Here is a 22854-nt window from a genome sequence, read left to right on the forward strand (position 1 = left end):
TTTTCCCTGTTGCGCCCAATCAAGCGTCGCCCGGCGCCCTGACGAGAGACTTATTAATGGAAATTCTGCGTGGTTCGCCCGCCCTGTCGGCATTTCGTGTAAACAAACTGCTGACCCGCTTTCAGGACGCTCATCTGCCAGTGAGTGATATTTACGCTGAGTACATCCATTTTGCTGATGTCAGTACGCCTTTAACCGCTGACGAGCAGAGCCGCCTGCAACGCCTGCTGAAGTATGGTCCCTCTCTCGCTGAACATGCCCCGCAGGGACGTCTGCTGCTGGTGACACCACGTCCCGGCACCATTTCGCCCTGGTCATCCAAAGCCACCGACATTGCTCATAACTGCGGCCTGCCACAGGTACGTCGTCTGGAACGCGGTCTGGCTTTTTATGTGCAGGCTCCGCAACTGACGGAAGCGCAGTGGCAGACGCTGGGTACACTGCTGCACGATAGAATGATGGAGACGGTCTATAGCGATCTGGCGCAGGCTGAGCAGCTGTTTGCGCACCATACGCCGCAGCCGGTGAAGAGTGTCGATCTGCTGGGTGAGGGCCGTCAGGCGCTGGTTCAGGCAAATATCTCGCTGGGTCTGGCGCTGGCAGACGATGAAATTGACTACCTGGTGGCGGCATTTACCGCGCTGGGCCGCAATCCCAACGACATTGAACTCTATATGTTTGCGCAGGCGAACTCTGAGCACTGTCGTCACAAGATCTTCAACGCCGACTGGATTATCGACGGCAAGAAACAGCCGAAGTCGCTGTTCAAGATGATCAAAAACACCATGGAGCAGACGCCGGACTTCGTGCTGTCGGCTTATAAAGATAACGCCGCCGTGATGGAAGGGTCAGAAGTCGGCCGCTTCTTTGCTGACGCCGGCGAGAGCGAATACCGCTGGCATCAGGAAGCCGCGCACATCCTGATGAAGGTGGAAACGCACAACCATCCAACGGCTATTTCGCCGTGGCCAGGTGCCGCGACCGGTTCCGGTGGTGAGATCCGTGATGAAGGCGCAACCGGACGTGGCTCCAAGCCCAAAGCGGGCCTGGTTGGATTCTCGGTCTCTAACCTGCGCATCCCGGGCTTTGAACAGCCGTGGGAAGAGGACTTCGGCAAACCAGCCCGCATCGTCAGCGCGCTGGAGATCATGACCGACGGCCCCCTGGGTGGCGCTGCGTTTAACAATGAATTTGGTCGTCCGGCACTGAATGGCTATTTCCGTACCTATGAAGAGCAGGTCACCAGCCACAACGGCACCGAGCTGCGCGGCTATCACAAGCCAATTATGCTGGCGGGCGGTATCGGTAACATCCGTGCCGATCACGTGCAGAAAGGCGAAATCACCGTCGGCGCTAAGCTGGTGGTGCTGGGTGGACCGGCTATGAACATCGGCCTGGGCGGCGGCGCAGCATCATCCATGGCTTCGGGCCAGTCGGATGCCGATCTCGACTTCGCCTCTGTTCAGCGAGATAACCCGGAAATGGAACGTCGTTGCCAGGAAGTGATCGACCGCTGCTGGCAGCTGGGCGATGAGAACCCGATTCTGTTTATTCACGACGTAGGCGCGGGCGGCCTTTCCAACGCCATGCCGGAGCTGGTCAGCGATGGTGGCCGCGGTGGCCGGTTTAACCTGCGTGATATCCTGAGTGACGAGCCAGGCATGAGCCCACTAGAAGTCTGGTGTAACGAATCACAGGAACGTTATGTGATGGCTGTAGCGCCCGATCAGCTCGCACAGTTTGAGGCGATCTGCCAGCGCGAACGCGCTCCGTTCGCGGTGATTGGTGAAGCGACCGAAGAACTGCACCTGAGCCTGGAAGACAGCCATTTCGATAATAAGCCAATCGACATGCCGCTTGACGTGCTGCTGGGCAAAACGCCGAAGATGACGCGTGATGTGGTGACACAGCAGGCACAGGGTACCGAACTGCAGCGCGACGGCATTACGCTGGTCGATGCGGTGAATCGCGTGCTGCATCTGCCTGCCGTAGCGGAGAAAACCTTCCTGATCACCATCGGTGACCGCAGCGTGACCGGCATGGTAGCGCGCGATCAGATGGTCGGCCCGTGGCAGATCCCGGTAGCCAACTGTGCGGTGACCACCGCCAGCCTTGACAGCTATCACGGTGAAGCCTTTGCCCTGGGCGAACGTTCACCGGTTGCGTTGCTGGACTTCGCGGCATCGGGTCGTCTGGCGGTGGGTGAAGCACTGACCAACCTGGCAGCAACACAGATTGGTTCGCTGAAGCGCGTGAAACTCTCGGCCAACTGGATGTCTGCAGCCGGTCACCCGGGCGAAGATGCCGGTTTATATGCGGCGGTGAAAGCGGTCGGCGAAGAGCTTTGCCCGGCGCTGGGGATCACTATCCCGGTCGGTAAAGATTCGATGTCGATGAAAACCCGCTGGCAGGAAGGCACCGAACAGCGAGAGATGACCTCACCGCTGTCGCTGGTGATTACCGCGTTTGCCCGCGTCGAAGATGTTCGTCGCACCGTCACGCCACAGCTGCAGGCCGATCAGGATAACCTGCTGCTGCTGATTGACCTGGGCAACGGCGCGAATACGCTGGGCGCAACTGCGCTGTCGCAGGTCTATCGTCAGCTCGGCGATAAACCTGCCGACGTTCGTGATGCCACACAGCTGGCGGGCTTCTTCAATGCCATTCAGGCGCTGGTGGCTGAGCAGAAACTGCTGGCCTACCACGACCGCTCTGACGGCGGTCTGCTGGTGACGCTGGCCGAGATGGCGTTTGCCGGTCACTGCGGTATCGACGTCGATATCGCCTCGCTGGGCAACGATGCGCTGGCTGCTCTGTTTACCGAAGAACTGGGCGCGGTGATCCAGATCAATGCCGCCGATCGCGCGGCGGTTGAGCAGATCCTGGCGGATCACGGCCTTGCCGCCTCGACGCATCTGCTGGGCAGCGCACAGATGGGCGATCGCTTTGTGATCCGTGCCGGCGACAGCGCGGTTTACAGCGAAAGCCGTACCACGCTGCGCACCTGGTGGGCGGAAACCACCTGGCAGATGCAGCGCCTGCGCGACAATCCGGCGTGTGCCGATCAGGAACATGAAGCGAAGAAGAACGACAGCGACCCTGGGCTGAACGTGAATCTGACCTTTAATCCGCAGGAAGATGTGGCGGCACCGATGATCGCAACTGGCGCACGTCCACGCGTCGCGGTGCTGCGTGAGCAGGGCGTGAACTCACACGTCGAGATGGCTGCCGCCTTTGACAGGGCCGGTTTCACCGCCATTGACGTTCACATGAGCGATCTGCTGGCCGGACGTCGCGGTCTGGAAGCGTTCCAGGCACTGGTGGCCTGTGGGGGCTTCTCTTATGGCGATGTGCTGGGTGCCGGTGAGGGCTGGGCGAAATCGATTCTGTTTAACCCGCGCGTGCGTGACGAGTTCGAAACCTTCTTCCACCGTCCACAAACCCTGGCACTGGGCGTCTGCAACGGTTGCCAGATGATGTCCAACCTGCGCGAACTGATCCCGGGCAGCGATCTCTGGCCGCGCTTCGTGCGTAACCAGTCTGAGCGCTTTGAAGCACGCTTCAGCCTGGTCGAAGTGGCCGCCAGTCCGTCACTGCTGCTGGACGGCATGGCCGGTTCGCATATGCCTATCGCGGTGTCGCACGGTGAAGGCTTTGTCGAAGTCCGTGATGCGACGCATCTGGCAGCGCTGGAGTCGAAAGGGCTGGTGGCACTGCGCTTTGTCGATAACTTCGGCAAGGTGACAGAAACCTATCCGGCTAACCCGAACGGTTCACCTAACGGCATCACTGCTGTGACCAATGAAAGCGGCCGCGTCACCATTATGATGCCGCATCCGGAGCGCGTGTTCCGCACCGTCAGCAACTCCTGGCATCCGGCCGAGTGGGGCGAAGACAGTCCGTGGATGCGTATTTTCCGCAATGCGCGCAGACAGCTGGGTTAATTTAATCCCCCTGAAATGAACAGGAGGCCAGCGTGCCTCCTGTTTTTTTTGCGCCGCTGTTGGCAAATGGCGACAACAGGCTTGTTGCGCTGTCGCTGTATGGTGACATTTATCTCATTGATTTTTAATGCGTGCTTCTCAGGCTGTATTTAGTGTCGCCTTACGGAGACAGATAGCCTGTGCTGATATAAGATTTTTCGCGCAGTCAGCGGGCGGGTCTGCTCAATTTGCTGAAAAATATAATGATTTATTTTATGGCATGGAACTTGCTATAATCATTCAGCTGCTCATTCACCTGTTTATGATTGCCCCGCTTAGCGGATAAGAGCTCATGAAGCCCGAATGACGCACCAAAAGGAGCCTGCCGTCCACCTGACCGATAATCGCTTGCGTTATCAAACACCGGACGTAACGTTGAGTAAGGCTCCACCCATTCTTACGCGATGCAACACGCGTCGTGCCAGCGGCAGGCCATTGAGCCTGCCGCTTTCTTTTGTTCCCCTTTCTTCCGCAGACATCTTTCTTCCACAGACAGAGTCCGCTAGCATCCAGACAGCAAATCTTAAGGAAGCGGCTGCGTGAAAAAATGGCGTTTATTTCCCCGTTCTCTGCGTCAGCTGGTGCTGATGGCGTTTGTTCTGGTGCTGCTGCCCCTGCTGGTACTGGCCTGGCAGGCGTGGGAAAGTCTCTCTGCATTAAGCGAACAGGCTGCGGATACTAACCGCAATACGTTTACCGATGTGCGCAGAAGTGAAGCGATGGCACGAACAGCGGTTGAGCTGGAGCGTAGCTATCGCCAGTACTGTGTGCTGGATGATGCCTCGCTGGCGCGCCTCTATCAGACTCAACATACCCGCTACAGTCAGATGCTGAGCTCACACAGCGCCAGCCTGCCCGAACTGCCCGCATTCCAGACCTTACAGGCGACGCTGCCGCTGCTGACGCCACTGAAATGTGACAATGGCAATCCGGTGCCGGTTGCCGCAGAGGCGCTGGATCGCTTCTCTGCGACGAATGCGCAGATGGTGCAGGACACGCGCGAAGTGGTCTTTTCGCGTGGCTTACAGTTGCAGCGCGAAATTGCCGATCGCGGCCAGTTTTTTGGCTGGCAGGCGCTGATTCTGTTTATCATCAGTCTGGCACTGATGACGCTGTTTACCGGCATGATTATCGGTCCGGTTAAGCGCATTGAACGGATGATCAACCGGCTTGGCGAAGGGCGGGCACTGGGTAACAGCGGGACATTTCGCGGTCCGCGCGAATTGCGCTCGCTGGGACAGCGCATCGTCTGGCTCAGCGAGCGGCTTCAGTGGCTGGAATCGCAGCGTCATGAATTTCTTCGCCATCTCTCTCACGAGCTGAAAACGCCGCTGGCCAGCCTGCGTGAAGGCACAGAACTGCTGGCAGACGAAGTCGCCGGCTCGCTGAATGCCGATCAAAAAGAAGTGGTCACTATCCTCGACAGCAGCAGTCGCCATCTGCAGCAGCTGATTGAACAGCTGCTCGATTACAACCGCAAACTGGCGGATGGCCCGATCGCGCTGGAGTCGGTCAGCGTGGCGGAGATTGTGGAAGACGTCGTTAACGCACACGCGCTTTCATCGCGCGCCAAACTGATGCAGACGGTCGTCGATCTTAAAGCCAGCCACTGCCTTGCAGAACCGATGTTACTGATACGCGTAATCGACAACCTCTATTCGAACGCCGTGAACTACGGCAGCGAATCCGGTACCATCTGGATTCGCAGTCAGCAGCAGGGCGATCGGGTCTGGATTGAGGTCGCGAATAGCGGCTCGCCGATCCCGCCGGAAGAGCAGGCGATGATTTTTGAACCGTTCTACCAGGGCAGCCAGCAGCGAAAAGGGCCGGTGAAAGGCAGCGGGCTGGGATTAAGTATCGCCAAAGATTGCCTGCGCCGGATGCAGGGCGATCTGATGCTGGTCTCCTGCGAGCAGGCTGACGTCTGTTTTCGAATTGAACTGAACACCACAGCCGGGAAAGTCTGACTGATGAAATATTTACCCGCTTTGCTGTTGAGCACGCTGACTACGCTGCTCCTCAGCGGATGTACGACCTCCCCGGCCACCTCCTCTTTGCCGTCAGGCCATCAGGTGGCGGAACCCGAGGTCAGAATCGCTGATTACCTGGCGACCCGCTGCAGTGACCTGTGGCCGATAGAAAATAGTACGGCGCTGGGCAACACCCTCTACTGGATGCGGGCGATTGATTGTGCCGAACGTCTTTCTCCCGCGGAGGCCCGTGCCGAAGCCCATCGCTGGCCGGCTGAGAACTGGTCGCGCGCCTTCAAGCAGGGCGTACTGATGTCCAACGGCAACGTGACGCCTGTTGAACGTCGTCGCTATGTTGAAACCCTGGACCGTTACAGCAGCGATTTCCCGCAGTCTGTGCGCCCGCTGATTCAGCTGTGGCGCAGTAATCAGACCGCACAGCTTGACCTCAGTGAAGCGCGCACCCGTTATGCCCATCTGCAGCAGAGCAGTGATACGCAGCTGGAGGCGATACGCCAGCAGATGGTGAAACAGCAGCAGCAGCTCAGCGACACGCAGCATAAGCTGGAGCGGCTGACTGACATTGAGCGCCAGCTTTCATCGCGCAAAGCGCCGGATGTGCCTGACAGCGGTCACGGCACGGCACTGCCGCAGGATGAGGAGCAATGATGGTGAGACAAGCGGCAAAATTGCTGCTGGTGGATGACGATCCCAGCCTGCTGAAGCTGCTGGGTATGCGTCTTCGCAGCGAAGGGTACCAGGTCACTACTGCGGCCAGCGGACCCGAAGCGTTGCGTCTGCTGCAGAAAGAGAAAATCGAGCTGGTGATCAGCGATCTGCGGATGGACGAGATGGACGGTCTGGCGCTGTTTGGCGAAATCCAGAAGCGCCACACCGGTCTGCCGGTGATTATCCTGACGGCGCACGGCTCCATTCCGGACGCGGTCTCTGCCACCCAGCAGGGCGTCTTCAGCTTCCTGACCAAACCGTTGGACAAAGATGCGCTCTATAAAGCGATTGATGAGGCGCTGTCACAGCAGGCGCCGGTCAGCGATGACCGCTGGCGCGAAGCGATTGTTACCCGCAGCCCGCTGATGTTGAAGCTGCTGGAGCAGGCGCACATGGTGGCGCAGTCCGACGTCAGCGTGCTGATTAACGGTCAGAGCGGCACCGGTAAAGAGATGCTGGCGCAGGCGATTCACGCCGCCAGCCCGCGTAACGGTAAGCCGTTTGTCGCCATTAACTGTGGCGCACTGCCGGAGCAGCTGCTGGAATCAGAGCTGTTCGGTCACGCTAAAGGGGCGTTTACCGGCGCGGTCAGTGCCCGTGATGGTTTGTTTAAAACCGCTGGCGGCGGCACGCTGTTCCTGGATGAGATTGGCGATATGCCGCAACCGCTGCAGGTTAAATTGCTGCGGGTGCTGCAGGAGCGTAAGGTCAGGCCGCTGGGCAGCGATCACGATATTGAGATTGACGTGCGCATCATTTCAGCTACCCATCGCGATCTGCCAAAGGCGATGGAGAAGAAGGAATTCCGTGAGGATCTCTTCTATCGTCTGAATGTGGTGAATCTGAAGATTCCGGCGCTGCATCAGCGCACAGAAGATATCCCGCTGCTGGCTAATCATCTGTTACGTCAGGCGGCAGAGCGCCATAAACCGCAGATTCGCAGTTTTTCCGTCGATGCAATGAAGCGTCTGATGGCGGCCAGCTGGCCGGGCAACGTGCGTCAGCTGGTGAACGTGATTGAGCAGTGCGTGGCACTGAGTTCATCGCCGGTGATTAGCGATGCGCTGGTGGAGCAGGCCTTAAGCGGGGAAAACAGCGCGTTGCCGACCTTTGCGGAGGCGCGCAATCAGTTTGAGCTGAACTACCTGCGCAAGCTGTTGCAGATGACCAAAGGCAATGTGACCAACGCTGCACGTCTGGCCGGGCGCAATCGCACGGAGTTCTATAAGCTGCTGTCCCGGCATGAACTGGACGCCAGTGATTTCAAAGAGTAGCGGGGCGGCGAAGTGATATCGGGAGGTTGACTGCACAGGCCAGAGGCATAATGGCTGCAGTCAGCATAATCTGGCAGCACTTGCGGCAACCTGAAGAAACCCGGATATTACCGCCCGACAGCGCCAGAAACATTTATACTTGATAAACCCTCTGACCATGGAGGGAGTGAAAAAGGGTCTGACATGAAAAAGATTGATGCAATTATCAAACCATTCAAACTCGATGATGTTCGCGAAGCCTTAGCGGAAGTGGGCATCACCGGGATGACCGTGAGTGAAGTAAAGGGCTTTGGTCGCCAGAAAGGGCACACCGAGCTGTACCGCGGCGCAGAGTATATGGTCGATTTTTTACCTAAAGTAAAAATCGAGATGGTGGTGGGCGACGATATCGTTGATACCTGCGTCGAGACGATTATGCGCACGGCGCAGACCGGCAAAATCGGTGACGGTAAGATCTTCGTCTTCGACGTGGCACGCGTGGTGCGTATTCGTACGGGTGAAGAGGATGAAGAGGCGATCTGATAGTCTTTTTATCAGCTCTTTATCAGCATAAAAAAAGCCCGCGCTGCGGGCTTTTTTTTATGCCTGGTAGCCGGATATTTTTAGCGGTGAAATCGAGCTGGCTAAGGGAACACGGCCAGATCGGAAAGGCGCTTAAACCCTCCCTGGCGCGGGACGCTTCCCTCTTCTGCCCGTGTTCCCTTAGCTTTGTGTTGGCTTGTTGCTGCCTGAACTTAATAGCAGAATCACATCCCTTTGTGCGGCCCAAACAGCTCGTAATGGATATGTGAATCTGCCACACCGGCATCACGCAGTTGCGCTACCACATGTTGCATAAAAGGCAGGGGGCCGCAGAGGTAGAAGTGGGTGTCAGGTGAGGTGAGACGTGCTGAAAGCGCGGTGATATCAATCAGACCCCGCTCGTCATAATGACCGGCATCTTCTACGGCAGGTTCGCGATACCAGACATGACTGACGAAATCGGCGAGCTGCGCGCCAGTAGCAATAACTTCTTCGCTAAACGCGTGCTGTTTGCCGTTCTCTGCGGCATGCAGCCAACTGACCGGCGCGCGGTGCTGGCTTGCTGCCAGCGCATGGAGCATCGCCAGCATCGGCGTCTGACCCACGCCTGCGGAAATCAGCGCTACTGGCGTGACAGGATCGACCTCAAGGAAGAAGTCACCGTGCGGCGCGGCGAGCATCAGCTCATCACCCACCTTGCCATTCTGATGCAGCCAGCCGGAGACGGTGCCCTGCGCTTCACGTTTCACCGCGATGCGATACGCTTTGCCGTTGCTGAGATGCGTCAGCGAGTACTGACGAATCTGGTGATGTTCGAAGCTGGCAGGCTGCAGATGCACTGTCAGATACTGACCGGGCTTAAAGGCGGCGACCGGGCCGCCATCCACCGGCGTGAAGGTAAAGCTTTTAATCACATCGCTCTGCTGCGCAATCGCGCTGATGCGAAACGCCCGGGTGCCACGCCAGCCGCCAGTTTGCTGCTCTGTGGCCTGATAAATTTCCTCTTCGCGATTGATGAATACGCTCGCCAGTACGCCGTAGGCCTGGCCCCATGCCGCCAGCGCCTCTTCGCCTGGATCCAGCAACTCTCTGATGGTGGCCAGCAGATTTTCACCGACGATGGCGTACTGCGCAGGCTGGATATTCAGGCTGGTATGTTTCTGCGCAATCTTTTCCACCGCAGGCAGCAGCGCCACCAGATTCTCCAGATTCGCGCCATAGGCGCAGAGGGCGTTGAACAGCGCTTCGCGCTGATCGCCGTTGCGCTGGTTGTTCATGTTGAAGACGTTTTTGAGCTCCGGATGGTGCGACAGCATGCGGTCATAGAAGTGGGCCGTAAGCTTTGGGCCGCAGGCGGCGATGGCCGGCAGGGTCGATTTAACGGTAGCGATGGTGTGGGCATCAAGCATAAAAGTAACCTCTCAGATAAACATGTATTTTAAATGCATCTTATAGCCGCTTCGTCTGCGGTGTAAATAACCCAATGAACTTTCTGGCTGTCTGAGTGGCAACTTTTTAGTGCATCATGAAAAACCTTCGTCACAGCCTGAAGAAAAATTGTGGCGTCTGAACGGGGCAAAAAGGGGCGAAAATGCCGTGCCAGCAGCCAGCCAATCGTTTGCGTAAAAAGAGGCGGTTCACCCTACCTTCACCTGTTAAAACGGTTTACACTGTGGGCCTTCGCCCCTGAAGGGGGGTAAATACCGTCTGAAAGTTAGCTGAGTCAGGAGATCCGGATGTTAAAGCGTGATATGAACATTGCCGATTATGATGCCGAGTTGTGGCAGGCGATGGAGCAGGAGACAGTGCGTCAGGAAGAGCACATTGAACTGATTGCTTCTGAAAACTACACCAGCCCGCGTGTTATGCAGGCACAGGGTTCTCAGCTCACCAATAAATACGCTGAAGGCTATCCGGGCAAACGCTACTACGGCGGCTGTGAGTACGTTGATATCGTTGAGCAACTGGCGATCGACCGTGCAAAAGAACTGTTTGGCGCTGATTACGCTAACGTGCAGCCTCACTCTGGTTCACAGGCTAACTTCGCGGTTTACACCGCGCTGCTGCAGCCAGGCGATACCATCCTCGGGATGAACCTGGCGCACGGTGGACACCTGACTCACGGATCACCGGTTAACCTGTCCGGCAAACTTTATAACGTGGTGGCTTACGGTATCGATGAAACCGGTAAAATTGACTACGACGAACTGGCTGAACTGGCGAAAACCCACAAGCCAAAAATGATCGTTGGCGGATTCTCGGCGTACTCCGGCGTCTGCGACTGGGCGAAAATGCGCGAAATCGCGGATAGTGTGGGTGCCTGGCTGTTTGTCGATATGGCACACGTTGCTGGCCTGATTGCCGCAGAAGTCTATCCAAGCCCGATTCCACATGCGCACATCGTGACCTCCACCACCCACAAAACGCTGGCGGGTCCGCGCGGCGGCATCATTCTGGCGAAAAACGGCAACGAAGATTTCTATAAAAAACTGAACTCTGCTGTCTTCCCCGGCGGCCAGGGCGGTCCACTGATGCACGTTATCGCTGGTAAAGCAGTTGCCTTCAAAGAGGCGATGGAGCCAGAGTTCAAAACCTACCAGCAGCAGGTGGCAAAAAACGCCAAAGCGATGGTAGAAGTGCTGATCGAGCGTGGCTACGACATCGTGTCTGGCGGCACGCATAACCATCTGTTCCTGATCGATCTGGTGAGCAAGAACCTGACCGGTAAAGAAGCCGATGCGGCGCTGGGCCGCGCCAACATCACGGTTAACAAGAACAGCGTGCCAAACGATCCGAAAAGCCCGTTTGTGACGTCCGGTATCCGTATCGGTACGCCAGCGGTTACCCGTCGTGGCTTCAAAGAAGCAGACGTGCGTGAGCTGGCTGGCTGGATCGCCGATGTGCTGGATAACATCAATGACGAAGCAACCATCGAGCGCACCAAAAAGAAAGTGCTGGATATCTGCAGCCGTCTGCCGGTCTACGCTTAATCGCTAACCTGTTGTGAGACAGCATAAAAAGGATGGCATCTGCCATCCTTTTTTATTGTTTGTCCCGCGGCGCTCTGCCAGAGTAGCGCCCACTCATGCTGCGAGGCAGCACACTTGCTTGAGGGAATATGGCAATCGGCTCCGCCAGATGGCTCGGATTGGGCTACTTCACTTACTTCTTCTGTTACGGCATCTATCTGCCATTCTGGGGTGTGTGGCTGAAAGGCACCGGCCTGGATGCTGAGAAAATTGGCCTGTTGCTTGGATGTGGTATGGTTGCGCGCTTCGTCGGTAGTCTGCTTATCGCCTCGCAGGTTAAGAATCCCGGCCGGTTGATTACGGCGCTGCGTCTGCTGGCGTTGATGACCTGCCTGTTCGCCGCCGGTTTCTGGATAGGTGAGCAGTGGATGTGGCTGCTGACTGTGATGATCGGCTTTAACCTCTTCTTCTCGCCGCTGGTGCCGCTCAGCGATGCGCTGGCCGCTACCTGGACACAGCAGATTGGGCTGGCATATGGGCCGGTGCGGCTGTGGGGATCGCTGGCCTTTGTGATCAGCTCGGCGTTAACCGGCGTGCTGGTCAGTGCTTACTCCTCTCAGGCTATTCTGCTGCTGCTTTCCGTTGGTGTCATCGCCATGCTCGCTGGCATGATGCTGAGACCGGCCACCCAGCCACAGGGGCATGAGCGTCAGAGTGCTGCGAGCGGCGGCTGGCAGGAATGGCGTGCGTTGCTGCGTGAAAATGCAGTATGGCGATTTATGCTCTGCGTGACGCTGCTGCAGGGCGCGCATGCTGCCTATTACGGCTTCAGCGCTATCTGGTGGCAGGAGAGCGGCTATTCCGCCTCGACGGTGGGTTATCTCTGGTCGCTGGGCGTGGTGGCGGAAATTATCGTGTTCGCTCTGAGCAGCCGCCTGTTCCGCCGCTGGAGTGCGCGTGACCTGCTGCTGCTTTCAGGCATCTGCGCGCTCATCCGCTGGGGCCTGCTGGGAGCCAGCACCGCGCTGCCGTTGCTGATTGTGGCGCAGATTCTCCACTGTGGCAGCTTTACCGTCTGTCATCTGGCGGCGATGCGCTTTATTGCGGCGCGGCAGGGGGCGGAAGTGATCCGGCTTCAGTCGCTCTATTCCGCGCTGGCGATGGGCGGGGGTATTGCGATAATGACCATGATCTGCGGTGTGCTGTTCGCGCATCTGCAGGGGCATCTTTTCTGGGTGATGGCACTGGTGGCGCTGCCCGCACTGTTTCTGCGTCCCGGCTACGACTCCAGTAAATAACGAATGCGCTGCTGATGATGCAACGTTAGCGGCAGTTCCGCATGCACCAGCGGCGGAGAGAACAAGGGCAGCGAGGTCGGGTAGGGCGAAATAATGATGTCGACGTCTCGTGGTGCACCATCCCGCTGAAACTGCTTTACGTCCAGGTAGGAAATATTAATCGGCAGTAGCGTGATCTCGCGGATCTGCTGCTCCACATTCTGCTCCAGATCGGCGTCGTCGCCGGTCAGGATCAGCACCTGCTTCTCCTGCAGTGCACTCTCCTGCATCAGCCAGGCACCGAAAATAATGGTGATTAAACTCACCTCTTCCGGCGTAAAAGCAACATGATAATGCTGTTCAAAATCCTGCAGGGCCTGCTGAGTCGTCCGCAACAGGCGAGGATAGAGGCGGCTGACATCCAGTGCTACGCTATTGTCGATCCCGATAGTGAAATGAGTGCGATCCAGCGCCTGCGCCAGATGCGGATAGAGCTGTTTGAGCAGTTCGTCGCGGTCAGCAAAGGCGATTTCTGCACAGGCTTCAAAGTCATTGATCAGTTGCTGCGTCGCGTTTATCAACTGCTGCTCAGCAGGATGGGTAATCGCGTCCACGACCGGCGTATAAATCTGGCTGAACAGCAGCGTCCAGAAGTCGGTTTCACTGACGTGCGGGGCAGGATGGCAGCGTTTTCGCCAGTGGTGTATCACATCTTCGGCGGCCTGCCGCTCAGGCTTCTGCTGCAGCCAGAGGGACTGCGCCTCACTGAACAGCACCGGCTGGCGCTGACACAACCCATACTTCATGAAAATCTGCAGAAAAAGCCGGTCGCGCTCGCTGAACTCGCGCTTCAGACGCAGGCTGCAGTGCTGAATCAGCGCCTGTAAATTGGTCTCATCCCACAGCGCTTTTTCAATCTTCATGGCCTTCAGGCGCTGACGCAGCGGCGTGGCAAAATGCTGGCAGACAAAGTCCTGCGATAAACGCAGACTGCGTCGCAGGTTGTGCAACAGACAAAGGCGCCGGTCCAGCTCTGTACCATGAAGACGAAAGCTGCCATCCACCATCTGGTGCAATTCCAGCTGGTGATATCGTTGTATCTCAAGGCCTACATCCGCGATATCCTGTCGGGCAACGGCAGGATCGATGCCATTCAGCTGGCAGATCTTTTCAAGCGTGAGCACGGGTGCGGGCAGAAACAGCAACAACAAAAGATGGCACTGACGCTGTGAACGGGTGAAGAGTGGTGCCAAAGGGGTAGCAGAACTCATCAATCAGATTTCCAGCTGGCTATTTTGAGCTAAGCGTAGTCAACCCGGTCAGTGCCCGCGCGGTTTACGCGGTTTATTTGCCGGAGGTTTAAGGCGGGTCACAAAATTTTGTTACTTATAGATTCTTTTCATCAGGAACGTTACTTTATAACATTATGAAACGCGCACTCTTTGCCTTACTGATGGTATTAAGTCCGGCTCTGCTGGCCCATCCTCACAGCTTCATCGACATGAAAACCGAACTGGTGGTGCAGGATGACACCTTCACCGGATTAAAGATGACCTGGACCATGGATGAGATCACTTCCGCCGACCTGCTGTATGACGCGGGCGAGGCGAAGCCAGGCAGCGTGGTGTGGAAAAAGCTGGCGGCAGGCGTGATGGCGAACGTACTGGGCCAGCACTATTTTTCTGAAATCTGGCACAACCAACAGCGGGTAAAGTTTTTGAATCTGCCAACGGAATATAATCTGTCGCGTAGCGGCCACAAAGCGGTGCTGGAATTTGTTCTGCCGCTGGCGGAACCCCCGACGCTGGCCGGGCAGCGCTTTGAGATCCTGACCTTCGATCCCACCTATTTCGTCGATATGTTCTATGACAATCCCGGTGCATTATCGCTGCCGCCGGCGTTGCAGACCCGCTGCAAATTTGCGCTCAATACGCCAAAACCCAACGACTCCCTGAAGCAGTATGCATTGTCGCTGGACAAAGCCGATGCGCCTGCAGAGGAGATGGATCTGGGGCGCCAGTTTGCACAAACGGTGGTTCTGACATGTCAGTAATCTCCACACCCCTGCGGGCTTCCCGGCTCTGGCCGCTATGCCTGCTGGCGGGGCTCTTTATCGGCGGCGCGTTGCTGGTCTGGCTTTACTGGTCGCAGATTTTGCTGCAAAGCGCGTTATGGCAGAAAGATCTGCACCGGCAGATGACCCAGCTGTTACAGCAGGTGGCGGAGCAGCCCAACAAGGCTGGCCTTTCGCTGGTGATATTCAGCCTGATATATGGCGTGCTGCACGCGCTGGGCCCGGGCCATGGCAAAGTGGTGATCGCGACTTTTCTGGCGACCCATCCGAGCCGCGTCAGAACCAGTATCAGGCTGACGCTGCTCGCCTCGCTGCTGCAGGGATCAGTCGCCATTGTGCTGGTCACCGTAATGCTGGTCGTGCTGAAGACTTCGTCGCGCCAGCTGCATCTCAGCAGTTTCTGGCTGGAGAAGGGCAGTTATCTGCTGGTGATGGGGCTGGGCGTGATGATCGGGTATCGGGCGCTGCGTTCGCTGTGGCGGGTGTTGCGTCCAGCCCCGGTATTTCGTGCCTTCCGGCCCCACCATCAGCATGATGAGCATTGCGGCTGCGGACATGCGCATCTGCCGACGCCGCAGCAGATGAGCGGCAATGTCAGCTGGAAAACCCAACTGCTGGTGGTGGTATCGATGGGGTTACGTCCCTGTTCCGGCGCGATTATGATGCTGCTGTTTGCCAAAGTGATTGGCGTTTATGGCTGGGGCATTGTCTCTGCTGCGGTTATGGCACTGGGCACGGCACTGACCATTTCGGCGATTGGCCTGGTGGTTCAGCAGGCGCGCTCGATAGCGCAACGGCTGGCACAACCTGGTGCAGTCTCAGGCATCTCGCGATTACTGCTGCCAACGCTGGCCTTAACCGGTAGCCTGATTTTAATTGTGGCGGGCATCGCATTATGGCAGTCAGCACAGCTGACAGCGGGCGGAGGAATTCGACCTTTCTGAATAAACGCAGCGGGAATTAAATTCCCGCGGTTATCCTTACCTCGTGAATTATCTCTAAATTCATCTCTTTATTTTTTCTCTGAGCAGTTTAGTGGTGAAATGACTATTCCCTGTCTACGCTATTAATACCAAAACGGCATTCCGCCGTCGGGATGATAAAAGTTCAGAACAGCTTTCTGTTTATTGCGAGGAGTATATTTCATGGCTGATACCCGTATAAATAATGGCTACACCGAAACGCTGGCGACCGGGCCGGCAGGATTACCGTTAAAACGTATTTCCTGGAGCGCGGTGTTTGCTGGTGTTATTTGTGCATTAATCGTTCATATCATTCTGACGCTGCTGGGCACAGCCATTGGTGCTACCACCATTGATCCGATGAAAGAACAGAATCCGCTGGACGGTCTTGGCACTGGCGCACTGGTCTGGACAGCCATTGAAATGCTGGTTGCGATGGCCGCGGGTAGTTATGTTGCCGGTCGACTGGCTCAGCGCGAAGGCGCATTGCATGGTTTACTGATGTTTGGCATTAGCACAATTTTCACTATTTACCTGGCTATTGCGCTGGCAACCAGTGTATTAGGTGGCGCGATGAATATTGTGGGTTCAGGCTTCCAGGCACTGGGTAGCGGTATTTCCGCCGCTGCGCCATCTGTGACTCAAATGGCAAAAGAAAAGCTGCAGGAAAATAATATTAATTTAGATAGTCTGCAGAACGAACTGGAAACCACATTACGCCAGACCGGTAAGCCGGAATTACAGCCCGAGAATCTGAAGCAGGACGCAAATAACGAAGCGCAGAATGCAGAAAACCAGGCTAGCAACACCGCGAACCATCCGCAGACAGCCGATACCGATCTGACCAACTGGCTAAAAGGTGTGATGGATCGTCATTCAGATACCCTGCAGGCAGCCGATCGTGACGCACTGAAAAATATCATTAAAGCCCGTACCGGTAAAAGCGATGAGGAAGTGGATCAGATCGTTGCGAAAACCGAGCAGAGCTATCAGCAGGCCGTCCAGAAGTACAATGAACTGAAACAGCAGGCTGAGCAGAAAGCACGTGAAGCGGGCGAAAAAGCCGCTGCTGCGACCGCTAAAGCGAGCTGGTATGCCCTGATTCTGCTGATCATCGAAGCCGCACTGGCTGGTGTGATGGGTATGGTGGGTCGCCGTACTCAGCCCCGTCAGGTGCTGGCACACGAACGTCGTTAATCATCATTGATTAGCAGGCAATAAAAAGGCGGCTGATAAGCCGCCTTTTTCTGTACTAAAACTCAGCGTTTTAACGCTTCGCTCAGCTCATCACGCATGCTCGACAGCATCGCTTTCACCACGCGCGGATTACCCGCGACCAGGTTACCTGACAGCAAAAAGCCGTGGTTACCGGTGAAGTCAGTAACCAGACCACCCGCTTCACGAACCAGCAGTTCACCCGCCGCAAAATCCCACGGCTTCAGGCCAATCTCAAAGTAGCCATCTACGCGACCCGCAGCCACATAGGCCAGATCCAGCGCAGCAGAACCGGTGCGACGGAAGTCAGCGCACTGGGTGAAGAGTTTGGTCAGGATGTTCATGTAAGCTGGCGCGTGCTGCTTCATTTTGAACGGGAAGCCGGTTGCCAGAACGGTGCCATCCAGATCGCGTGCAATGCTGCCACGCAGACGATAGCCATTCAGCTGAGCGCCCTGGCCACGTGAAGAGGTGAACAGTTCATTGCGCATTGGATCATAAACGACAGCGACTTCAGTGCGGCCTTTGATGCGCACAGCGATTGAAACAGCAAAGTGGGGCAGACGTTTGATGAAGTTGGAGGTGCCATCCAGCGGATCGATAACCCATTGAACATCCTGATCTTCACCCGCCAGTTCACCGCTTTCTTCAGTGATGATGGTATGTTTCGGGTAAGATTTACGAATAATTTCGATAATCAGGCGTTCTGCTTCGCGGTCAACATTGGTTACGAAGTCGTTGCTGCCTTTCTGGCTGGCTTCGACGGCGTCCGGGGTTTCATAATATTTGGCAATTAAATTTCCGGCCTTGCGCGCTGCGCGCACGGCAATGTTGAGCATTGGATGCATCGGTATCTCTCGCTGGATGTTAAAGAACGGGGAAAACGGCGCGGAGTATAGCAGCGTGTTCGGTAAATGTCCTGCTTTATGTTACGATTCTCCCCACTGATTTTACTGACCCGTTTCTGAGTATCCCTAATCATGTTGCAAAATATTCGTATCGTACTGGTTGAGACGTCTCACACCGGTAACATGGGCTCCGTTGCGCGCGCCATGAAAACCATGGGCTTAACCAACCTCTATCTGGTTAATCCGCTGGTCAAACCCGACTCACAAGCGATCTCCCTGGCCGCCGGTGCCAGTGACGTTATCGGCGACGCAAAAATCGTCGATTCACTGGATGAGGCAATCGCCGGATGCAGTCTGGTGGTCGGTACCAGTGCACGTTCGCGTTCGCTGCCCTGGCCGATGCTGGATGCACGTGAATGCGGCATAAAAAGTGTGGAAGAGGGCCAGCAGGCACCGGTCGCATTAGTGTTTGGTCGTGAGCGCGTTGGCCTGACCAACGAAGAGTTGCAGAAGTGTCATTATCACGTCGCGATTCAGGCCAACCCGGAGTACAGCTCGCTGAACCTGGCGATGGCAGTACAGATTATCGCCTATGAAGTGCGCATGGCATGGTTACAGTCGCAGGAGCAGGCCAGTCCGCCACCGAAGTATGAAGAATCGCCTTATCCGCTGGTGGATGATCTTGAGCGCTTCTATCAGCATATGGAACAGATGATGCTGAACAGCGGCTTTATCCGTGAAGCCAATCCAGGCCAGGTGATGAGCAAACTGCGTCGTCTTTATACCCGCGCCCGTCCGGAACGCGATGAACTCAACATCCTGCGCGGTATGCTTTCGTCGTTTGAAAAGCGAAAAAACGAGAAAAAAGAAGCAGATAATAGTTGAGTAAATTACCTGGTTAAATACCTGACTAATTTACCAGGTTAAATAGTTGACCAAATTACTCAGGAATGTCAGACTTCATGGCAACTGTTGCTAATCCTCCGATAACCGGACGCTATTGAGGTCGTACGCTATGAGACTGACATCCAAAGGACGTTATGCCGTTACTGCAATGCTGGACGTTGCCCTTCACTCCCATGAAGGTCCGGTCCCGCTGGCTGATATTTCAGAACGTCAGGGCATCTCGCTCTCCTATCTGGAGCAGTTATTCTCCCGACTGCGTAAAAATGACCTGGTTTCCAGCGTTCGTGGCCCGGGTGGCGGTTATCTGCTGGGTAAAGCGTCAGACACTATCTCTGTCGGCGAAGTGATTACTGCGGTTGATGAGTCGGTTGATGCCACCAAATGCCTGGGCAAAGAAGGCTGCCAGGGCGGCGAGCGTTGTCTGACTCACGTGCTGTGGCGCGATCTGAGTGTGCGCATCAGTGACTTCCTGAACAATATTACGCTGGCTGAGCTGGTGAATAATCAGGAGATTCTGGATGTGGCCGATCGTCAGAATGCGATCGATAATCGTCGCTTCCAGAGCCCGCGTTCGCAGGAAATTAACGTCAACCAGCGCGCCTCGTAATCCCCGCTGTTGCGGCCCTTACTGCTAACGCGGTCAGGGCCGAATCTGCTATAAAGACGTATGATTTTCTATACGGAGCTGTAGCGCAATGAAATTACCGATTTACCTGGATTATGCCGCTACCACGCCGGCCGATCCGCGTGTAGCCAGCAAAATGATGCAGTTTATGACGCTGGATGGCACGTTCGGTAATCCGGCTTCGCGATCGCACCGTTTTGGCTGGCAGTCTGAAGAAGCGGTCGATGTTGCCCGCAATCAGATTGCTGAACTGGTCAACGCCGATCCGCGCGAAATCGTCTTTACCTCTGGCGCCACCGAATCCGATAACCTTGCGATTAAAGGCGCATCTCACGCCCATCAGGCGCGCGGCAAACATATCATCACCAGCCAGACGGAACACAAAGCGGTGCTCGACAGCTGTCAACAGCTTGAGCGCGAGGGCTTTATCGTCACGTATCTGACGCCGGCGGCTAACGGCATTGTCTCGCCTGAACAGCTGCGTGCGGCGCTGCGCGATGACACCATTCTGGTGACTCTGATGCACGTCAATAATGAAACCGGTGTGGTTCAGGATATCGCCGCCTTTGGCGAACTCTGCCGCGAGCGTGAAATTCTGTTTCATGTGGATGCGACCCAGAGCGTCGGTAAGTTGCCTATCGACCTCAGCCAGTTACCGGTCGATTTGATGTCCTTTTCGGCCCACAAACTCTATGGCCCGAAAGGCATCGGTGCGCTCTATGTGCGGCGTAAACCGCGCGTGCAGATTGCCGCGCAAATTCACGGCGGCGGGCATGAACGCGGGATGCGCTCCGGCACCCTGCCGGTGCATCAGATTGTCGGCATGGGTGAGGCCTATCGTATCGCGGCAGAAGAGCGCGAAACCGAGACTGCGCGTCTGCAGACGCTGCGCGATCGTTTGTGGCAGGGTATCAGCGTATTGCCGGACGTTACCCTCAATGGCGATCCGCATCAGTGTGCGCCGAACATTCTTAACATCAGTTTCGCTGACGTTGAGGGCGAATCCCTGATCATGGCGCTGAAAGATCTGGCCCTTTCTTCCGGCTCGGCCTGTACCTCTGCCAGCCTGGAACCTTCCTATGTTTTACGCGCGCTGGGCGTAAGTGAGGAGCTGGCGCACAGTTCGCTGCGCTTCTCGCTGGGACGTTTCACGACCGAAGAAGAGATCGACTACGCCATTGCCCTGGTGCAGAAGTCGGTGACCCGGCTGCGAGCCTTAATGAAATCCTGATACCCGGTTAAAGTCCGGAAACTGCGCCAATATGGGCGCTTCGCTGGCAACGCCCGGCGGAATCTGTTATCAGGTCTCTGCGAAATACATTTAACATCTTATTAAAGCCGTCATAACAATCAGGCTGGATGAAACAGATAACGATTACGGAGCTTTTCGATGACCACACAACCGATGAACATTACGCTTAGCAGCCAGCCCGCCGATGCGCGCTGGGGCGAAAAAGCGATTCTGAGCAGCAACGACAGCGGCATGACGCTGCATCTCACCGGCGCGGATGCGCTGAATACCATTCAGCGTGCGGCGCACAAAATCGACAGCCAGGGCATCCGCCACGTGGCGCTGACCGGCGAAGGCTGGCACCTTGAGCAGTGCTGGGCATTCTGGCAGGGCTTCCGTGGCCCGAAAGGCCAGCGTCAGGTTGAGTGGCCCGCGCTGGGCGAACATGAGCAGGCGGAGTTTGATCGCCGTCTGAAAATCATCGACTGGGTCCGCAACGTGATTAACCTGCCTGCAGAAGATCTGGGGCCGGAACAACTGGCGCATACGGCCGTCGATCTGATCAGTGAAGTGGGCGGCAGCGCTGTGAGCTATCGCATTACTAAAGGCGACGACCTGCGCGTTCAGGGCTATACGGGCCTGCACACGGTGGGACGGGGTTCAAATCGCGCGCCGGTTTACCTGGCGCTCGACTACAACCCAACCGGCGATGAGAATGCACCGGTCTACGCCTGTCTGGTCGGTAAAGGCATTACCTTTGATACCGGCGGCTACAGCCTGAAGCAGAGCAGCTTTATGGACTCAATGAAGTCTGACATGGGCGGCGCGGCGACCGTTACTGGCGCACTGGCAATGGCGATTTCGCGTGGCCTGAATAAGCGCGTCAAACTCTACCTCTGCTGTGCCGATAACATGGTCAGCAGCAACGCCTTCAAGCTCGGCGACATCATTCGCTATCGCAACGGCAAATCGGTGGAAGTCATGAACACCGATGCGGAAGGTCGCCTTGTCCTGGCCGACGGTTTAATCGACGCCAGCGAGCAGAACCCGACGCTGATCATCGATGCTGCCACGCTGACCGGCGCGGCTAAAACGGCGCTGGGCAACGATTATCATGCGCTGTTTACCTTTGATGATGTGATGGCGCAGTCGCTGATGGGCAGCGCGGTAAGTGAGAACGAGCCTTTCTGGCGTCTGCCGCTGGCTGAATTCCATCGCAGCCATTTGCCGTCTAACTTTGCCGATCTCAACAACATCGCCAGCCCGTCTCATGCGGCAGGCGCCAGCAGCGCGGCAGCATTCCTGTCCCACTTCGTGAGTAACTATCAGCAGGGCTGGCTGCACATCGACTGTTCCGCCACCTATCGTAAAGGGGCGGTTGATCAGTGGGCGGCGGGTGCAACAGGTCTTGGCGTGCGAACCATCGCAAATCTGTTACTGAAATAAGAAGGGCTCAGCGGTGGCGGATGCCGCCGCTGTTCAGAGGGAAACTATGAACCGTCTTGAAGAGGTGCTGAAGCTGGCAGCCACCGAGCCTGCCCATCGGCCCGAATTTTTTCAACTGCTGCTGGAGTCTGATGTCTTTGTTCCAGGCGAAAGCACCACGCAACAGCTTGATGCCAGCACGCCCGTTGATCTGCAGCACTGGGAAAAAGAGGATGGCAGCAGCATCATTCCTTTTTTCACGTCAGAAGAGGCGATGAGTGAAGCGGTGAGCGGTGAGCAGTCCTGGCTGCGTCTGCCGGTCCGGACGCTGTTTGAAATTACACGCGGCGAGACGCTGTTTCTCAATCCCAAACTGCCCTCCGGTAAAGAGTTTACTGCAGCCGAGATCACCCATCTGCTGGCTGAAGAGGGCAGTGCGCTAAGCCAGCAAACCGTGCTGGAAGGCGGACAGTCCCTGCTGCTCTCTGAGGTGGCCGAGCCGCCTGCGCAGATGATCGATTCGCTGACGCAGCTGTTCAGTAAGCATAAACAGGTGCGCCGGGCGTTTATCGCCAGCATTCGTGAGCGGGCAGACGACGCGCCTAATCTGCTGATTGGTATTGAAGCGGACAGTAACATTGAGGCGATTATTCAGGCGGCAGGCAGTGTGGCTACGGACACGCTGCCGGACGATGCACCGATTGATATCTGTGAAGTCACTTTGCAGGACCGTGGCATCAGCCACTTTTTTACCGCCCACATCACGCCATTTTATGAGCGTCGCTGGGGCAGTTTCCTGCGTGACTTCAAGGGCAGTGAACGAATTATCTGACGTACTCAAAAA

At 56.4% G+C, this 22854-nt stretch carries 18 protein-coding genes; 15 read left to right on the forward strand and 3 right to left on the reverse strand.

Translation table 11 applies throughout. The features are described 5' to 3' along the window. Positions 1-56: 56 nt before the first annotated feature. From purL to glnB, 5 genes are all read left to right on the forward strand, one after another. Positions 57-3944 carry a phosphoribosylformylglycinamidine synthase gene (gene purL / locus QSK07_RS00505; protein WP_285720171.1) on the forward strand — a complete coding sequence of 1296 codons (3888 nt, stop codon included), beginning with the start codon at positions 57-59 and terminating at the stop codon, positions 3942-3944. Between the two features lie 578 nt (positions 3945-4522). Then, entirely contained in the window at positions 4523-5950 is a 1428-nt protein-coding gene (locus QSK07_RS00510; protein ID WP_098052600.1) for a sensor histidine kinase, read from the forward strand. Positions 5951-5953: 3 nt separating this feature from the next. After that, a complete protein-coding gene (gene qseG / locus QSK07_RS00515) occupies positions 5954-6622 on the forward strand; it encodes a two-component system QseEF-associated lipoprotein QseG (RefSeq protein ID WP_275221205.1) in 669 nt (222 codons plus the stop codon). Next, positions 6622-7956: a two-component system response regulator GlrR gene (gene glrR / locus QSK07_RS00520; RefSeq protein ID WP_502921701.1), complete on the forward strand. Its 1335-nt coding sequence runs from the start codon at positions 6622-6624 to the stop codon at positions 7954-7956. Before qseG ends, glrR begins: the two co-directional genes overlap by 1 nt. 183 nt (positions 7957-8139) lie before the next feature. After that, positions 8140-8478, forward strand: a complete 339-nt coding sequence (glnB, locus tag QSK07_RS00525; protein ID WP_003848647.1) for a nitrogen regulatory protein P-II — start codon at positions 8140-8142, stop codon at positions 8476-8478. A 224-nt stretch (positions 8479-8702) separates the two neighbouring features. Here the strand turns inward: glnB and hmpA are convergent, their stop codons facing one another. After that, positions 8703-9887 carry an NO-inducible flavohemoprotein gene (gene hmpA / locus QSK07_RS00530; protein WP_285720173.1) on the reverse strand — a complete coding sequence of 395 codons (1185 nt, stop codon included), beginning with the start codon at positions 9885-9887 and terminating at the stop codon, positions 8703-8705. Between the two features lie 327 nt (positions 9888-10214). Here hmpA and glyA point away from each other — a divergent pair, with 327 nt between their 5' ends. Both glyA and QSK07_RS00540 read left to right on the forward strand, forming a co-directional pair. Then, positions 10215-11468, forward strand: a complete 1254-nt coding sequence (gene glyA / locus QSK07_RS00535; RefSeq protein WP_098052603.1) for a serine hydroxymethyltransferase — start codon at positions 10215-10217, stop codon at positions 11466-11468. Positions 11469-11596: 128 nt separating this feature from the next. Next, positions 11597-12745 carry a 3-phenylpropionate MFS transporter gene (locus QSK07_RS00540; RefSeq protein WP_285720174.1) on the forward strand — a complete coding sequence of 383 codons (1149 nt, stop codon included), beginning with the start codon at positions 11597-11599 and terminating at the stop codon, positions 12743-12745. On the opposite strand, the gene csiE is transcribed toward QSK07_RS00540, so the two are convergent. After that, positions 12727-13995, reverse strand: coding sequence for a stationary phase inducible protein CsiE (gene csiE, locus QSK07_RS00545; RefSeq protein ID WP_285720175.1), 1269 nt, complete (start codon positions 13993-13995; stop codon positions 12727-12729). The two genes, QSK07_RS00540 and csiE, sit on opposite strands and share 19 nt — an antisense overlap. 155 nt (positions 13996-14150) lie before the next feature. On the opposite strand from csiE, the gene QSK07_RS00550 reads away from it, so the two are divergent. The 3 genes from QSK07_RS00550 (at position 14151) to QSK07_RS00560 (ending at position 16957) form a co-directional block, all read left to right on the forward strand. After that, the gene (locus QSK07_RS00550) at positions 14151-14777 is read left to right on the forward strand and encodes a DUF1007 family protein (protein ID WP_285720176.1); all 627 of its coding nucleotides are present in this window, start codon (positions 14151-14153) and stop codon (positions 14775-14777) included. Next, positions 14768-15742: a nickel/cobalt transporter gene (locus QSK07_RS00555; protein ID WP_098052607.1), complete on the forward strand. Its 975-nt coding sequence runs from the start codon at positions 14768-14770 to the stop codon at positions 15740-15742. Before QSK07_RS00550 ends, QSK07_RS00555 begins: the two co-directional genes overlap by 10 nt. Positions 15743-15943: 201 nt before the next feature. Then, positions 15944-16957, forward strand: coding sequence for a TIGR04086 family membrane protein (locus QSK07_RS00560; RefSeq protein WP_098052608.1), 1014 nt, complete (start codon positions 15944-15946; stop codon positions 16955-16957). Positions 16958-17019: 62 nt separating this feature from the next. Here the strand turns inward: QSK07_RS00560 and suhB are convergent, their stop codons facing one another. Then, positions 17020-17823 carry an inositol-1-monophosphatase gene (gene suhB, locus QSK07_RS00565; RefSeq protein WP_098052609.1) on the reverse strand — a complete coding sequence of 268 codons (804 nt, stop codon included), beginning with the start codon at positions 17821-17823 and terminating at the stop codon, positions 17020-17022. 132 nt (positions 17824-17955) lie between these two features. Here suhB and trmJ point away from each other — a divergent pair, with 132 nt between their 5' ends. The 5 genes from trmJ (at position 17956) to sseB (ending at position 22842) form a co-directional block, all read left to right on the forward strand. Continuing rightward, the gene (trmJ, locus tag QSK07_RS00570) at positions 17956-18708 is read left to right on the forward strand and encodes a tRNA (cytosine(32)/uridine(32)-2'-O)-methyltransferase TrmJ (protein ID WP_098052610.1); all 753 of its coding nucleotides are present in this window, start codon (positions 17956-17958) and stop codon (positions 18706-18708) included. Positions 18709-18838: 130 nt separating this feature from the next. Beyond that, positions 18839-19336 carry a Fe-S cluster assembly transcriptional regulator IscR gene (gene iscR / locus QSK07_RS00575; protein WP_098052611.1) on the forward strand — a complete coding sequence of 166 codons (498 nt, stop codon included), beginning with the start codon at positions 18839-18841 and terminating at the stop codon, positions 19334-19336. An 88-nt stretch (positions 19337-19424) separates the two neighbouring features. Then, positions 19425-20585: an IscS subfamily cysteine desulfurase gene (locus QSK07_RS00580; RefSeq protein WP_285720177.1), complete on the forward strand. Its 1161-nt coding sequence runs from the start codon at positions 19425-19427 to the stop codon at positions 20583-20585. 159 nt (positions 20586-20744) lie between these two features. Then, positions 20745-22031: an aminopeptidase PepB gene (gene pepB, locus QSK07_RS00585; RefSeq protein ID WP_285720178.1), complete on the forward strand. Its 1287-nt coding sequence runs from the start codon at positions 20745-20747 to the stop codon at positions 22029-22031. A gap of 46 nt (positions 22032-22077) precedes the next feature. After that, a complete protein-coding gene (sseB, locus tag QSK07_RS00590) occupies positions 22078-22842 on the forward strand; it encodes an enhanced serine sensitivity protein SseB (protein WP_285720179.1) in 765 nt (254 codons plus the stop codon). Positions 22843-22854: the final 12 nt, after the last annotated feature.

Source organism: Pantoea sp. QMID4 (genome assembly GCF_030270445.1).
Classification (GTDB): domain Bacteria; phylum Pseudomonadota; class Gammaproteobacteria; order Enterobacterales; family Enterobacteriaceae; genus Pantoea; species Pantoea vagans.

Excerpts from the sequence above, each read along its gene's own strand:
- trmJ (WP_098052610.1), top strand. The coding sequence starts at position 17,956 with ATGTTGCAAAATATTCGTATCGTACTGGTTGAGACGTCTCACACCGGT.
- glrR (WP_502921701.1), top strand. The coding sequence starts at position 6,622 with ATGGTGAGACAAGCGGCAAAATTGCTGCTGGTGGATGACGATCCCAGC.
- sseB (WP_285720179.1), top strand. The coding sequence starts at position 22,078 with ATGAACCGTCTTGAAGAGGTGCTGAAGCTGGCAGCCACCGAGCCTGCC.
- glnB (WP_003848647.1), top strand. The coding sequence starts at position 8,140 with ATGAAAAAGATTGATGCAATTATCAAACCATTCAAACTCGATGATGTT.
- QSK07_RS00580 (WP_285720177.1), top strand. The coding sequence starts at position 19,425 with ATGAAATTACCGATTTACCTGGATTATGCCGCTACCACGCCGGCCGAT.
- pepB (WP_285720178.1), top strand. The coding sequence starts at position 20,745 with ATGACCACACAACCGATGAACATTACGCTTAGCAGCCAGCCCGCCGAT.
- suhB (WP_098052609.1), bottom strand. The coding sequence starts at position 17,823 with ATGCATCCAATGCTCAACATTGCCGTGCGCGCAGCGCGCAAGGCCGGA.
- QSK07_RS00560 (WP_098052608.1), top strand. The coding sequence starts at position 15,944 with ATGGCTGATACCCGTATAAATAATGGCTACACCGAAACGCTGGCGACC.
- purL (WP_285720171.1), top strand. The coding sequence starts at position 57 with ATGGAAATTCTGCGTGGTTCGCCCGCCCTGTCGGCATTTCGTGTAAAC.
- qseG (WP_275221205.1), top strand. The coding sequence starts at position 5,954 with ATGAAATATTTACCCGCTTTGCTGTTGAGCACGCTGACTACGCTGCTC.
- hmpA (WP_285720173.1), bottom strand. The coding sequence starts at position 9,887 with ATGCTTGATGCCCACACCATCGCTACCGTTAAATCGACCCTGCCGGCC.
- glyA (WP_098052603.1), top strand. The coding sequence starts at position 10,215 with ATGTTAAAGCGTGATATGAACATTGCCGATTATGATGCCGAGTTGTGG.
- QSK07_RS00540 (WP_285720174.1), top strand. The coding sequence starts at position 11,597 with ATGGCAATCGGCTCCGCCAGATGGCTCGGATTGGGCTACTTCACTTAC.
- iscR (WP_098052611.1), top strand. The coding sequence starts at position 18,839 with ATGAGACTGACATCCAAAGGACGTTATGCCGTTACTGCAATGCTGGAC.
- QSK07_RS00555 (WP_098052607.1), top strand. The coding sequence starts at position 14,768 with ATGTCAGTAATCTCCACACCCCTGCGGGCTTCCCGGCTCTGGCCGCTA.
- QSK07_RS00550 (WP_285720176.1), top strand. The coding sequence starts at position 14,151 with ATGAAACGCGCACTCTTTGCCTTACTGATGGTATTAAGTCCGGCTCTG.
- csiE (WP_285720175.1), bottom strand. The coding sequence starts at position 13,995 with ATGAGTTCTGCTACCCCTTTGGCACCACTCTTCACCCGTTCACAGCGT.